Source organism: Shewanella ulleungensis (assembly GCF_014648315.1).
Classification (GTDB): Bacteria; Pseudomonadota; Gammaproteobacteria; order Enterobacterales; family Shewanellaceae; genus Shewanella; species Shewanella ulleungensis.
The window spans coordinates 163,196-177,422 of sequence record NZ_BMQW01000004.1; the positions used below are offsets into that span (position 1 = coordinate 163,196).

11 protein-coding genes are annotated in these 14,227 nt (G+C 42.0%); all 11 read left to right on the forward strand.

Features of this window, described 5'->3' with window-relative positions; all coding sequences use genetic code 11:
• Nucleotides 1-8: 8 nt before the first annotated feature.
• The 11 genes from IEY40_RS09675 to IEY40_RS09725 all read left to right on the forward strand — a co-directional run bounded on the left by IEY40_RS09675 (nt 9) and on the right by IEY40_RS09725 (nt 14,099).
• Nucleotides 9-2,162 (forward strand): dihydrolipoyl dehydrogenase family protein, encoded by a 2,154-nt coding sequence (locus tag IEY40_RS09675; RefSeq protein ID WP_188955597.1) that lies wholly within the window; start codon nt 9-11, stop codon nt 2,160-2,162.
• Between the two features lie 134 nt (nt 2,163-2,296).
• Nucleotides 2,297-3,154 (forward strand): DUF547 domain-containing protein, encoded by an 858-nt coding sequence (locus tag IEY40_RS09680; protein ID WP_188955599.1) that lies wholly within the window; start codon nt 2,297-2,299, stop codon nt 3,152-3,154.
• A complete protein-coding gene (locus IEY40_RS09685; protein WP_229777067.1) occupies nt 3,141-4,433 on the forward strand; it encodes an ABC transporter substrate-binding protein in 1,293 nt (430 codons plus the stop codon). Before IEY40_RS09680 ends, IEY40_RS09685 begins: the two co-directional genes overlap by 14 nt.
• Nucleotides 4,434-4,483: 50 nt before the next feature.
• The gene (locus IEY40_RS09690; protein ID WP_428848151.1) at nt 4,484-6,136 is read left to right on the forward strand and encodes an ABC transporter permease; all 1,653 of its coding nucleotides are present in this window, start codon (nt 4,484-4,486) and stop codon (nt 6,134-6,136) included.
• An 8-nt stretch (nt 6,137-6,144) separates the two neighbouring features.
• Nucleotides 6,145-6,810: an ATP-binding cassette domain-containing protein gene (locus IEY40_RS09695; RefSeq protein WP_188955603.1), complete on the forward strand. Its 666-nt coding sequence runs from the start codon at nt 6,145-6,147 to the stop codon at nt 6,808-6,810.
• Nucleotides 6,811-6,881: 71 nt separating this feature from the next.
• A complete protein-coding gene (locus IEY40_RS09700) occupies nt 6,882-7,544 on the forward strand; it encodes a CDP-alcohol phosphatidyltransferase family protein (protein WP_188955605.1) in 663 nt (220 codons plus the stop codon).
• Nucleotides 7,541-8,353 carry a sterol desaturase family protein gene (locus IEY40_RS09705; protein WP_188955607.1) on the forward strand — a complete coding sequence of 271 codons (813 nt, stop codon included), beginning with the start codon at nt 7,541-7,543 and terminating at the stop codon, nt 8,351-8,353. Before IEY40_RS09700 ends, IEY40_RS09705 begins: the two co-directional genes overlap by 4 nt.
• Before the next feature lie 169 nt (nt 8,354-8,522).
• On the forward strand, nt 8,523-9,608 hold the full coding sequence (locus IEY40_RS09710; RefSeq protein ID WP_188955609.1) for a methyl-accepting chemotaxis protein: 1,086 nt from the start codon (nt 8,523-8,525) through the stop codon (nt 9,606-9,608).
• A gap of 187 nt (nt 9,609-9,795) precedes the next feature.
• Nucleotides 9,796-12,060 (forward strand): sensor domain-containing protein, encoded by a 2,265-nt coding sequence (locus tag IEY40_RS09715; protein WP_188955611.1) that lies wholly within the window; start codon nt 9,796-9,798, stop codon nt 12,058-12,060.
• A gap of 220 nt (nt 12,061-12,280) precedes the next feature.
• Nucleotides 12,281-12,973, forward strand: a complete 693-nt coding sequence (locus IEY40_RS09720) for a 5'-methylthioadenosine/adenosylhomocysteine nucleosidase (protein WP_188955613.1) — start codon at nt 12,281-12,283, stop codon at nt 12,971-12,973.
• Between the two features lie 118 nt (nt 12,974-13,091).
• Entirely contained in the window at nt 13,092-14,099 is a 1,008-nt protein-coding gene (locus IEY40_RS09725; RefSeq protein ID WP_188955615.1) for a cobalamin biosynthesis protein CobD/CbiB, read from the forward strand.
• Nucleotides 14,100-14,227: the final 128 nt, after the last annotated feature.

Sequence of the window (14,227 nt, forward strand, 5' to 3'; positions counted from 1 at the left end):
TATAAAACATGTTGAAAAAAATCGTATTACTAATTATTGCAGCAACACTGGTGGGGTTATTTTTCCACTTTAATTTAAACCAATTGCTCACACTTGATGGCCTTAAAGGCTCAATGGAGCAATTCAGCCAACTGCGCCAAGAATCACCGGTATTAGTCATCGGTGGCTTCTTTGCATTGTATGTGGCAGTCACTGCATTGTCCTTACCTGGCGCGGCGATTCTTACCATCGCCTCAGGTGCGTTATTTGGCATCGTCGAAGGCTTAATTATTGCCTCATTCGCATCAAGCATTGGTGCCACACTCGCCTTTTTAGTGTCGCGTTACTTATTACGCGACTCTATTAAACAACGCTTTCCAGAGCGTTTAGCGGCCATTGATGCCGGAATTGAAAAAGAAGGTGGCTTTTACCTATTCACTCTACGGTTAGTGCCTATTTTCCCGTTCTTTTTAATCAACATGCTGATGGGCGTTACTGCGTTTAAATCGTGGACTTTCTATTGGGTAAGCCAAGTCGGTATGTTTTTAGGCACCTTTGTTTACGTCAATGCCGGGACTCAATTAGCACAAATCGACAGTCTGTCTAACATTTTATCGTTCAACCTAATTGTGTCATTTGCCCTATTAGGCTTATTCCCACTTATCGCTAAGGCCATCGTCAATATGATTAAAAAACGTCGCGTGTACAGCAACTGGACTAAACCCACTAAATTTGATCGAAATATGATTGTGATTGGTGCAGGTGCTGGTGGTCTTGTAACCAGTTATATTGCCGCCGCTGTAAAAGCTAAGGTGACCTTAATTGAAGCCGGTGAAATGGGTGGAGACTGTTTAAACTATGGCTGTGTACCCAGTAAAGCCATTATTAAGAGTGCCAAAATAGCCCAGCAAATCCGTAATGCCCATCATTACGGCCTAGAAGACACCACTCCAGAGTTTTCGTTTAAAAAAGTCATGGCCCGAGTACATCAAGTGGTTGCCGATATAGCCCCACACGACAGTGTTGAGCGTTACACCAATTTAGGGGTTGATGTTGTTAAGGGTTACGGCAAGTTAATCGACCCATGGACAGTCGAAATTACCTACCCAGACGGGAACACCACTCGCTTAACCGCGCGCAGCATTGTTATTGCCACGGGTGCTCGACCATTTGTGCCGCCATTACCGGGCATTGAAGAAGTCGGTTATGTCACCAGTGATACCTTATGGAACGAGTTTGCCAAACTTGATACTGCACCACAAAAATTAGTGGTACTTGGCGGCGGTCCAATTGGCTCAGAGCTGGCACAAAGCTTTGCTCGTTTAGGATCACAAGTGACTCAAGTTGAAATGGCTGAGCGCATCATGATTAAAGAAGATGTTGAAGTCTCTGAGTTTGCTACCCAAGCTTTGAAAAACAGTGGCGTGAATATATTAACCTCACACCAAGCGCTGCGCTGCGAACTGCGAGACGGTAAAAAATACCTTATCGTTAAGCATCAAGAGCAAGAACTAGCGTTAGAATACGACCAGCTTTTATGTGCCGTCGGTCGTAGTGCACGCTTAAGTGGTTATGGACTAGAAGAATTAGGGATTGAAACAAACCGTACAATACAAACCAACGAATACCTAGAAACTCTGTACCCTAATATCTTTGCTGCTGGCGACATTGTTGGCCCATATCAATTTACTCATGTGGCAGCACATCAAGGCTGGTACGCTGCGGTAAATGGACTATTTGGGCACCTGAAAAAGTTTAAAGTCGACTACCGCGTTATCCCGTGGACAACTTTTATCGATCCAGAAGTGGCGCGCGTGGGTATAAACGAATATGAAGCCAAGCAGCAAGGTATTGATTACGAAGTGACTCGTTTTGATTTTGCCGAGCTTGACCGTGCAATAACCGACAGCGCGACCGACGGTTTTATTAAAGTCATTACGCCTAAGGGGAAAGATAAAATTTTAGGTGTCACCATAGTCTCTGAGCATGCTGGTGACTTAATAGCAGAATTTGTATTAGCCATGAAGCACGGTCTAGGACTAAATAAGATTTTAGGTACTATCCACAGCTACCCAACATGGGCCGAAGGCAACAAGTACGCTGCCGGAGAATGGAAACGTAACCATGCCCCAGCAACTGTGTTGCTTTGGTTAGAAAAATACCACACATGGCGCCGTGGTTAATCCCTTAAAAGACGACCCAATGATAGCGTCAGTTAACCCTGATTAACTGACGCATATTTAATGAAACACGCGTAAATCAATAGCAAACTGCCCGGCAAGGGATGATGCCAATCGCAGTAAGAGAGCCAAATAAGATGAGAACAATATTCAAGGCATTTGTCGCAAGTGTTGTCATTGCGCCCCTACTCTGTAGCACCCTACTATTCAGCCAAATCAGTGTTGCTGCCGAAGTAATGCCAGTGGAAACCACAACTGAATCGGCCTTACACCAACAATGGCAAGCTCTGGTGAGTCAGCACGTAAAGCCGATTAATCATGGCAGTAGTACTGCGGTAGATTATGCAGAAATGCAAGTCGCACGCACTCAACTGCAAAGCTACCTCAAGCAGCTGAGCAACATCAGTCAGACGCAATTTGATGCATGGGATAAATCAACACAATTGGCCATGCTCATCAATGCGTACAACGCCTGGACCGTTGAGTTAATCTTAACCAAGTATCCCGAGATTGAATCAATTAAAGACCTAGGCGGATTATTTAGTTCGCCTTGGGACAAAAGTTTTATTCCTTTACTCGGTAAAAGCCGCAGCCTAAATGACATTGAGCACAAGCTTATTCGCGGCAGTGGAAGATACAATGATCCTAGAATCCATTTTGCGGTAAATTGTGCCAGCATAGGCTGCCCTGCTTTGCTTGAAGAAGCCTATACCGGCAGCAAGCTTGAGCAGCAACTCGATGCACAAACCAAGCGTTTTTTAGCTGACAGCAGTCGTAACTATGCCAAAGGCGACACGGTTTATTTATCTGCCATTTTTAAATGGTATGGCGATGACTTTACTCAAGGCTTTGCCGGGGCGGATTCTGTTGAAGCGTTTTTATTGTTGTACCCTAACGCATTACAACTCAATGCGGTTCAGCAAACTGCAGCAAAAAAACAGCAATTAGCTATCGACTTTCTCGATTATAACTGGTCGTTAAATGCAGTTAGATAAGCAAATATTCCCGAGTACAATCTGTAACATAATGAAGCATATTGTGGCTGCTACGGCATTAGGTATCAGTGTGTATGCCTGCCTTTGGATCAGCGTGGCTTATTCACAACCCCATAAGCTTGCCGCATGGGAACTGATTGAAACTCGTGGGGTTAACCAAGATGTATACTTTCATGCTTGGGGCGGCGATCCGCAAATCAATCGCTATATTCAGTGGGTTGCAGAACAAGTTAAGCAGCAATACCAAATCACATTACACCATGTAAAACTGACCGACACAGGCGAAGCCGTTAGCCGAGTATTGGCTGAGAAATCTGCCAATAACGACAATAACGGTCAAGTTGATCTAGTGTGGATCAATGGCGAAAATTTCGCCGCAATGGCAAAACATCAATTATTAACGCCTAACTGGGTGGCGCAATTGCCCAACTTTGCCTTAACCGATCCAGATAATAACCCCGCCATGACACGTGATTTTGGCGTACCCACTCAAGGCATGGAAGCGCCATGGGGTAAAGCTGCACTGACGTTTTATTATGACAGTTTACTCACCCAGACTCCGCCACAAACATTACAGCAATTAAACATTTGGTCCAAACAATATCCGGGGCGTTTTAGTTACCCTAAGCCGCCTGATTTTTTAGCAATGAGCTTTTTAAAATACGCGCTAATCACCCTTAACGACAGTCAACCTGAAACCATAAAAAATCGGCTTTACCAGCAAGCTGACGCCCAAAGTCAGGCATTATTATTGCCAGCACTTTGGCAATATTTAGACGATTTACACCCGTACTTATGGCGTAAAGGCCAACACTTTATGTCTAGCGGCTTAGCACTGCGCCGATTAATGGGGGATGGTGAGCTGACATTGGCATTTACCTTTTCTGCAACAGAAGTACCGGCCGCTATCGCGCGCTTTGATTTACCAGACAGCACCAGAAGCTATCGCATGCGTGATGGCAGTCTAAGTAACATCCATTTTATTGCCATTCCTTACAATGCAGCCCATACAGATAGCGCTAAATTGGTAGTGAACTTTTTACTCAGCCCAAAAGCGCAAGCCAAAAAGCAACAAGCAAACGTGTGGGGTGACACCAGTGTGATTGCATTATCTCAGTTGCCTGCGGCGCAGCAGATGTGGTTTGAGCCACCAGCACAGTCACACCCAAGTGCCAATGTTACTAACCAAGATATCAGCCCCGCATTAAGTGAACCGCACCCAAGTTGGACTAAAGTCATTGCAACGCAATGGTTGCAGCGTTATGGAGTGATGCGGTGATAACATCAAAAAGTGGTTTTAATACCTTAGTTCGCAGTAGTCCATATTTAATGATGGCCTTGCTAGTGCTGCCAGTTATTGGTGGCTTGATTGCAGTGGTGTTACCCGCTTTTGGCTGGTTTCCGGTGCTAGGACACACTCAATTTAATATCAATGGTTTTGTCGATTTATGGCAAACGCCCGGCATTGGCAATATGGCGCTGCTCAGTGTGTCCACTAGTTTTATCAGTACCTTACTGGCTTTTGTGATTACCATTTTGATTTTGGCTAGTTACTTTACCAGCCCTTGGCTAGGTTATATCCAGCGCTTGTTAGGACCTATTTTAGTTATCCCTCATGCTGCTGCAGCTATTGCAATAGGCTTCTTAATAACGCCATCAGGGATGTTTTCTCGGCTGGTTTCCCCCTGGTTAAGCGGCTGGGATACGCCACCTGATTGGTTATTCCCACATGATGCTTTCGGTCTAAGTATTATTTTAGGCCTAACACTCAAAGAGCTACCTTTCTTATTGTTGATGGCACTGGGTGTGCTCGCTCAGCCCGAGTTAGGCCACACATTGCGAGCTCAACATCGCGTGGCATTAAGCCTGGGCTATTGCCCAATGACTGCATTTTTTAAAGTAGTATTGCCAAGCTTGTATCCATTTTTACGTTTGCCGATTTTAGCGGTACTTGCGTATGCCAGTGCCAGTGTCGAAATCCCGTTAATTTTAGGACCCAATAGTCCTCCAACGCTTGCCGTTGCCATTATGCAATGGTTTCACGATGTGGATTTAAGCTTGCGTATTAAAGCCTCGGCTGGAGCCATTGTGCAAATAGCCCTGACGTTAATGTTACTGCTTAGCTGGTGGCTCGCTGAAAAACTAATCAAAAAGTTCTGTCAATCTATGCTTGTTAATGGCAAGCGCGAATATGCCGGTGCCATCATACAAAACATCACTCACTTGATTACTGTGATGATGTTAACGGTTATAGGTTTAGCCTTACTTGGCATGGTGTTGTGGTCTTTCGCGGGCTTTTGGGCTTACCCTGATCTGCTGCCTAAGACTTTTGTTACCCAGCACTGGCAGTCTGCACTACAACAAATGCACACACCTTTACTCGACACACTTTTAATTGGGGGTTGCGCTACGGGATTAGCCATAGTGTTGACCTTGTTGACACTTGAAGCCGAGCAACATACCAACAAAACGGTATCAAGATTAAGTAGCGTAATTATTTACTTACCTTTGCTTATTCCCAGCATTGCGTTTTTATTTGGCTTAGTGTGGGTATTGGAGCAAATTAACAGCTACCATACTTTTATCAATGTGGTGTTAGCGCATTTACTCTTTGTATTGCCCTATGTATTTTTATCGCTCGCGAGTAGTTTTCGACGTTTAGACCCACGGTTTAGCTATGTTGCCGCAAGTTTAGGCGCAAGCCAGGCAAAAATATTTTGGCAAATAAAACTGCCCATGTTACTGGCGCCCATTTTTATTGCTGCGGCATTGGGTTTAGCGATTAGTTTTAGTCAATATTTACCGACATTATTGGCCGGAGGTGGGCGTATCAACACCATTACCACTGAGGCAGTATCGCTAGCTAATGGCGCAAGCAGACGCACCAGTGCGGTTTATGCGTTAGTCCAAATGTTGCTCCCAGCACTTGGTTTTCTGCTCGCATGGGCACTGCCTAAAATGCTGTTAACACACCGCGAATAAGGATAAACATGCAAAAACACGAGCAAATAAGCGCGGCAAACTCAAACACCTCTTCGTTGGTGATTGAGCAGTTAACCATACAACGGCAACAACAGGTGTTGCTATCATTAAACGAAACTATTGCCGGTGGTGATATCCTGACCATTATGGGGCCATCAGGTAGCGGTAAATCAACATTATTAAATTGGCTAACGGGTATGTTACCTAAAGGATTTAGTGCCAAAGGCAATTTATATCTAAATGGACAGTCAATCACTGACACTGCCAGCCACATGCGCCGTATTGGCTTATTATATCAAGACCCTTTACTGTTCCCGCACCTCACTGTCTCAGGTAACATTAGCTTCGCTATGCCCGCAAGTGCCAAAACACAGCGACAAGCAGATATTAGCCAAGCATTATCTCAAGTGGGATTAGCCGGTCTAGAGCATCGCAGTCCACAAAGCTTATCCGGTGGTCAGCAAGCTAGAGTCGCACTTCTTAGAGTGTTACTCAGTCAGCCTAAAGCCATTTTACTCGACGAACCCTTTAGTAAGCTTGATAGCCAATTGCGCCAAGAAACTCGCCAGCTGGTGTTTGAACAAATTCGTCAACACAAACTGCCCGCTATTATGGTCACTCATGACCAAAGCGATGCTGACGCAGCTCAGGGTAAAATTATTTCGCTGTTTTAGCGTTGATTTAATCAGCAAAGATTATTCAATCCACATAAACAACAAGTGTATCAATTAATTGGAAACCATAAATGCTAGATAGATTTATTACACCGGTGATTAAGCCTATGCTTAAACCAATTGTATTACTACTGGATAAAAAACAAGTACAGCCAGACCAATTAACACTCATAGGCTTTGTGGTGGGTATGTTAGCTGTGCCATTTTTAGCCATACAAGCATGGTATGTGGGATTATTTTTTATCGTATTAAATCGTATCATTGACGGACTTGACGGCGCCCTTGCCCGTCATCAAAAACACACTACGCCAGCTGGGGGTTATTTAGATATCTGTCTCGATTTTTTGTTTTACGCTGCCATTCCTCTAGGGTTTGCATTGGCAAGTCCCAATGAAAACGCTTTAGCCGCTGCCGTATTACTTACGGCATTTATCGGTACAGGCTCGAGTTTTTTAGCGTTTGCAATCCCAGCCGAAAAACTTCATTTACCAAGGCCACAGTTTGCCCATAAAAGTTTTTACTTTTTAAACGGCCTTACTGAAGGCACTGAAACCATAGCCTTTTTTGTGGCATTTTGTTTGTGGCCAGCTTACTTTTCAGAACTTGCTTATACGTTTGCTTTTTTAGGTGCTATTACTATTTTCACCCGTATTCATGGCGGTTATAACACCTTAAAAAACCATTCAAGTAACCAGCAAACTAGAACAAATATCGTTGAGGGGCCTAAAACATGATAGATGATATGGCAGCAATTAGACTCGGAGTATTTTTAACCATTTTGGCATTAATGATGAGTCTGGAATTATTATTTCCTGCCCGAAAGCTACGTAAGAACCCACAAACTGCGTCAATGGCAACACGGTGGCTGGGTAATTTTGGCTTACTAATTATTTCATCGCTAATCGCAAGGTTAATACTGCCATTAGGTTTAGCCGGCTTTGCCTTGTATGTCAGCTCACAACAATGGGGCGTATTGCATTACTTTGCTTTACCACTTTGGCTTAATATCGGCGTCAGTGTGTTGCTGTTAGACCTGCTGATTTATTGGCAGCACAGATTATTTCATCGCATTCCATTATTGTGGCGATTACATAAAGTGCATCATGCTGACCGTCATGTCGACAGCAGTACCGCACTGAGGTTTCACCCTATCGAAATCATTGCCAGCCTTGGCATAAAAGCCGTCGCCATTGTGGCGTTTGGTATTCCAGCAGAAGCTGTCATCTTGTTTGAGATATTGCTCAATGGTTTTGCTATTTTTAACCACGCCAATATTCGCTTACCCGCAAAAATTGAAAACCTAGCCCGTTTAGTGCTAGTCACTCAGGTATTGCATCGTATTCATCACAGCCAAATTATGGCTGAAAGTAATACTAATTTTGGTTTTAGTATTATTTGGTGGGACAAACTGTTTGGCACATACACCGCACAGGCCAGCAAACCAGATTCTCAAATTGATATTGGCTTAACTCAATACCCTAACGCGAAACAAAATGCATGGTTAAACGGTTTATTATGGATGCCTTTTACTCGTAAAAAATAGTCATAAGGCCACTCTGATCTCAAGTTGAAGTCATTTTTAATGCATTTTAACTATCAAAGTGTCATATTTTTATTGTTGTTGTTTGTGATGTATAACACTTGGTGAGCTTGATTAAAAAAGCAAACTTACTCACTATATTACTAATGTATAAATAACCAATAGAGATATTATGATCGGTTTTACCCAGAGCTTAAAAGCAGAAATTGCCGATTTAAAGCAGCAGCTGACCAAAACAAAACAGCAGCATGCAGATGAGCTCTCTCAATTGCATCAGCATATTGCACAATTAACTCAGCAATTAGCAGACTCTGATAATCAATCCGAATACGATGCTCAACGCGCCAATTTGCAATTGCAAGGTGCAACGATGCTTAACGATATTCGAGATACCACCCTCGCTAACTCAATCAAGCTCGATGAAGAAAAACACATGTTGTCTGAAGTCGATAAACTGTTCGGTCAGACACGAGTCGCTATCGGTAACTTGAAAGAACGTGCGGGGCATTTAAATGATCATGCAGAAAAGAGCATGGCGACTGCGGCTCAATTAAGTCAATCAGCCAATGGCATTAGTAATTTAGTGTCATCGATCCAACAGATTTCAGAACAAACTAACTTACTGGCACTCAATGCCGCCATTGAAGCGGCGCGTGCAGGAGATGCGGGTAGAGGGTTTGCGGTAGTGGCAAGTGAGGTTAGACAATTAGCCAGTAATGCCCATGACGCCAGCGCCAATATTGAAAAGTTAGTTGCTACAGTCATTGATCAAACCGAGCAAATTAAACAAGTTGTCATTACAAACCAAACTTGTTCGAGTGACATTGCCGTGTCTTCTGAACAAATTGATCAAGTCGTCACCGAAGTGCTCAAAAGTTCAGGAGTCATGAAGCGTGTCATTGGTGAAGCATCAATGACCGCCTTTTTAACCACTGTGAAATTAGACCACAGCGTCTGGAAAAGCAACGTTTACAGTATATTAGCTAATAAAGACCGTAATGCTAGCGTCAATAGCCACACTGAATGCCGTCTCGGAAAATGGTATTACCATGGTGAAGGCCAACAATATGCAAGCTTGTCGAGCTTTAAAGCCATTGAACAACCACATAAAGCCGTACATAGCGCAGGAAAATCGGCGGTGGATTCTATGTTGTCAGGTGACGAATCAGCAATTTTGACTCACCTTGACACGATGGAACAAGCAAGTATTAATGTGGCTAGAGCAATCGACCATTTATTGATGCAAAGTCAGCAATAAAATGTTTGAATATCATTACATTCATAGAAGATAAGCCTTTAAAATCATCATCTAATCAATAATCAGGTGATGATTTTATGCCTTTACACAAATTTGCACGTTATCAGCCATAATTCATATTCAATTTATTGATTTAAAAAAAGCATTACTGTCTAATAACATCACGGTAACTAGCACATAGTGTTGTATGAGTTTTCTGAACAATTTTTTTCTGCTAGACGATGATAATAATGCAAATGAGTTGATCCCAAACTGGCGAATAAGCGCACTCAGGATAATATTATCCTCAGGCCTATTGCTGTGCATTGCAACCGCTTTTGATACCTTTAACTCTGCAATTGAACTGAACTACTTATGGGTTATTGGACTTACCTTTGGTTTTACATCGGCTTTGAGTTTACTTCTCATTGCCAGTAAACGCTTCTACCATATTTGTGCACATCTTCTGCTTATTGCATTAGTTTTGGCCAGTTTGGCAATGAGCTTATCAATACCGGAGCTCACTTTAGCTAAAATTGGCAGTATGTTAATGTTTGTCTGCCCAGCGATTGCGCTTATGTTACTTGGATACCGAGTTGCTACGGGCTATGCAATACTCAATTTGGTGCCTTTTTATATTATTTTGCACGACATTGACTTAACCCAATACACCAACATTAATCAACAACTTCCCGATGCTAGTTGGTACATAACTGGTGTAGTGTTTTTGTTTTTCAATATCTGTGTACCATTAGCTGTTGCTAGAACGATTGTGGCTGCAAAGCGCCTGAATAAAGCCACCTTAAACTCTAATGAGTATCTAAAAAGCAAAAATGAGCTTTACCGTACCTTTTTTGCAGAATCGGTTATCCCCAAAATTATTGTCGATGACTCGGGTATTATTACCGATGCCAATCCATCGGCAGTCGATTTATTGGGGTTACCCAATAAACTTAATGGCAAAGATATAGAGTTTTTATCTATTATTCCTAAGCTAAAAACCTGCGATATAGATAAACAAGAACAAGTCATCCCCTTTAAAAATACCTTCCAACGAGTCGTGCACCAACAAGTCACAGGTTCAAATTTTTGTATTTATGAATTTCACGATTGCACCGCTGAAGAAAGTATTAAAGATAATCTTGCAGCTATGGAGGAGGAAAATAAACGTCTTCGATATCGCAACCCACAGACGATGTTGCCTAACCGAGATTGGTTCGAAATGCAGTGTGATCGACTCATTGCTAGACATCAAAAAGGGTTTTATGTGGTCGTAGCTCAAAGTACCAGCAATGATTATGTCAGTATTAAGTTTGGCAACCAAAACTCTCAAACTATTACAAAATCAGCGTTTAAACGTTTGCGTAATAGAGTCAACGGCCCTTTACTCTGTGCACATATTGGTCCAGGTAAAATTGCGTTTATTTTAGGAAGCAGAAATGAAAATGACCTCTATTCTACATTGCCTAAAATCAAACAAATACTCGATGAAGATTACAATCTATTAGGAAGTAAATCCGCTCAGTCATTCTTGTTCGGTATTGCACATTACCCTTCAAATGGTAATGCCAGTAATATTATCGTCGGACATGCCATTGAGGCATTAAAACTTGCTAATACTAATGACGTCTTTAGTTTATACAATGAAACAAACTCTCAAAGCTTTTTAGAAAAACATGAAATATCGATGTTACTCGATGAAGCATTGCAACAAGGTGAGCTGGATGTACACTACCAACCCAAAGTGACCGATACAGGTAACTGTATTGGTCTTGAAGCTCTTGCACGTTGGCACAGCCCAATTCTAGGAAATGTGTCACCCGCAATCTTTATTCCCATCGCAGAAGAATACCGAATGATTAGCCGCTTAACCGATTTAGTGGTTCAAAAAGTCTGTTCACAAATAAATAACTGGTCTAAACAAGGACTAAACTGCGTACCTGTAGCCATTAATATATCGCTAATAGATTTCAGCCAAAGTGACTTTATGTCTAAACTAGTCAAACATTTAGCTGATTTCAACATCAACCCTAAACAAATTGAACTTGAACTAACTGAAACCTCCTTAGAAGCTAATCAAGCACATTCTTTAATGTTGATGAAAACCTTACAAACCTGGGGATTTACCATTTCAGTAGATGATTTTGGTGTAGGGTACTCTAACATTGCCCGATTAGCTGATTATCCCATAAACAAACTGAAGTTAGATCGTTCGTTGATCAGCCAAGTCACGACTTCTGCTCGCCAACAAAGTTTAGTTAGAGCGATCCACAATATGTGTGAAGAATTAGATATTAAATGTGTTTCAGAAGGTGTAGAAACTGCAGAACAAGTTAAGATTATGGCTGAAATGGGATGCAAAGAGTACCAAGGCTTTTACTTTTCAAAACCGATCCCAGCTGAGCAGTTTTATGCCCACGTAAGCCAAAAAGGATTGATATTTCAACATCAAAAAAATGTTCATATCGTCTAAGTTGGCATAAATGGACAAGCAACATTAATTTTTACTAAGACAGATAGCCTAAATTAAAAATATGAATAACTTACGTAATATAAGTCAAATGTAAAGTAACGCGTTGGTGATTAGTCATAGTGATATTTATCTATAAACAAGTGGTCTGTTTTCACTAATTCATCAGGCTCATGATATATTAGCACTCATTCGAATTAGTTCATTCTGTTAAGGTTTATCCATGAAAATCGGTATTATTGGCGCTATGGAGCCAGAAGTCGTTCATTTAGTTCAAGCAATTATAAACCCTGTGCATACCACTATTGCTGGTATCGAATTTATTAGTGGCAATATTGGCGATAAAGAAGTGGTCGTGACACGCTCTGGTATTGGTAAAGTTGCCGCCAGTATTGCGACGACGTTACTGATTGAAAAGTTTGCTGTCACACATGTGATCAATACCGGTTCTGCAGGTGGTTTTGTTGATTCTCTTGCCATTGGCGATATTGTGATTTCATCTGAAGTGCGTCATCACGACGTTGATGTTACCGCTTTTGGTTACGAAATTGGTCAGATGGCACAACAGCCAGCCGCATTTTTACCAGACAAAACATTAGTGAATGCCGCGAAAAAAGCAGTGGCTGAACTTGGCGAAGTAAAAGCCATTGAAGGCTTAATTTGCACTGGCGACAGCTTTATTTGCGATCCTGTTCGCACCAAAGTAATGCGCCAAAACTTTCCAACCATGGCAGCATGTGAAATGGAAGGAGCTGCGATTGCGCAAGTTTGTCACCAGTTTAACGTGCCATTTGTGGTTATTCGCTCACTGTCAGACAACGCCAATAACGACTCACCCGTTGATTTCGACTCGTACATTATCAAAGCTGGCATGCACTCAGCCATGATGGTAATTGCACTGTTACAACAGCTATAAGTTATTTGTATATACTGGTTCAGTTTCTCATTAGTACGGATGCTGAACCAGTCGTTTTAACGCTAGACGGAACAAAACAACACCCCATTAGCTTTAGTAGCCCAACTATTGAGTCTTTATGATTAATCAATTATTCAATCCGCAATTGTTGAGCCAGGACGGTGGATTATTACAAAGTTGTTGTATTTTATTTTGCGCTTTAATACTTGCGCGTTTTGCCCCTATTCCCAGAGATTTACAACCGCTGCTTTGGTTTAATCGCATAGCAGTATTGATTGCAGCTAAGGTCAATCATCCTGAGCGCGCCGTAAGCCAGCAACTTACAGCCGGTATTTTGGCGACATTATTATTAATCGTTCCCAGTGGAATTATTGTTAGCTTTTTACTTAGCCTTGCTGCCTATCCATGGTTTTTTGAACTGGTTATTGTGTACTTTTGTTTATGCGATTCCGCTTTTAAACCCGTTGCAGAAAAAGTAGCAGAGGCTATCAAAACGGATAATAAACAAGATGCAAAAGCATTACTCACACCATGGGTCAGCCAAAACACTCAAGTCCTGTCTGCTGTAGGACTCAGTAAAACAACTATCGAAAAATTGTTTACCACCCCAATCTACGGCACCTTAGCCACGGTATTATTTTTTGCGCTAGGTGGTGCAACTATGGCATTAGTCGTGAGAATGTTAAGGCAGCTCGAACATAGCTGGCCGACTTATCACCCGCACTTTCATATTTTTTCAAGTTTTGTTGGGCAATTCAATCGGGTGATATTTTTTATTCCTACCCTGCTATGGCATTGCTCGCTAGCGATTCAATTTGGGCAACTCGGATTAACTTCTATCGTGTCGTCTATGCTGCCAGCCCCAGGCAATAAACAGCAGCTTAATAATCATTATGGCAGTTATTCTTTAGCTGCTAAGTTACTTAAGATTGAACTTGGTGGGCCGCAACAGTTTATCAACAATGGTAAAACCATTCGTGTTGACCTCCCCAAAGTGAAAGCAGGACCACTGCCTGACTATCGCCACATACATCAAGCCATCACAGTGACTCAAACAGCCAACTTATTCTGGATTAGCTTAACCTTATTACTGCCATTAATTTGGACTGGATTAAGATTTATTTAAAACGTGTAAATACTGTTTTAAACACGTTAGTATTTAGCGATAATACGCCCATACTTGCTTATTGCAGACATATTACGACGTAACGTCATAATCGATTGTTAACATCAACATCTGGCAAAAGGCTTACA

Excerpts from the sequence above, each read along its gene's own strand:
- IEY40_RS09675 (WP_188955597.1), top strand. The coding sequence starts at position 9 with ATGTTGAAAAAAATCGTATTACTAATTATTGCAGCAACACTGGTGGGG.
- IEY40_RS09680 (WP_188955599.1), top strand. The coding sequence starts at position 2,297 with ATGAGAACAATATTCAAGGCATTTGTCGCAAGTGTTGTCATTGCGCCC.
- IEY40_RS09685 (WP_229777067.1), top strand. The coding sequence starts at position 3,141 with ATGCAGTTAGATAAGCAAATATTCCCGAGTACAATCTGTAACATAATG.
- IEY40_RS09690 (WP_428848151.1), top strand. The coding sequence starts at position 4,484 with ATGATGGCCTTGCTAGTGCTGCCAGTTATTGGTGGCTTGATTGCAGTG.
- IEY40_RS09695 (WP_188955603.1), top strand. The coding sequence starts at position 6,145 with ATGCAAAAACACGAGCAAATAAGCGCGGCAAACTCAAACACCTCTTCG.
- IEY40_RS09700 (WP_188955605.1), top strand. The coding sequence starts at position 6,882 with ATGCTAGATAGATTTATTACACCGGTGATTAAGCCTATGCTTAAACCA.
- IEY40_RS09705 (WP_188955607.1), top strand. The coding sequence starts at position 7,541 with ATGATAGATGATATGGCAGCAATTAGACTCGGAGTATTTTTAACCATT.
- IEY40_RS09710 (WP_188955609.1), top strand. The coding sequence starts at position 8,523 with ATGATCGGTTTTACCCAGAGCTTAAAAGCAGAAATTGCCGATTTAAAG.
- IEY40_RS09715 (WP_188955611.1), top strand. The coding sequence starts at position 9,796 with ATGAGTTTTCTGAACAATTTTTTTCTGCTAGACGATGATAATAATGCA.
- IEY40_RS09720 (WP_188955613.1), top strand. The coding sequence starts at position 12,281 with ATGAAAATCGGTATTATTGGCGCTATGGAGCCAGAAGTCGTTCATTTA.
- IEY40_RS09725 (WP_188955615.1), top strand. The coding sequence starts at position 13,092 with ATGATTAATCAATTATTCAATCCGCAATTGTTGAGCCAGGACGGTGGA.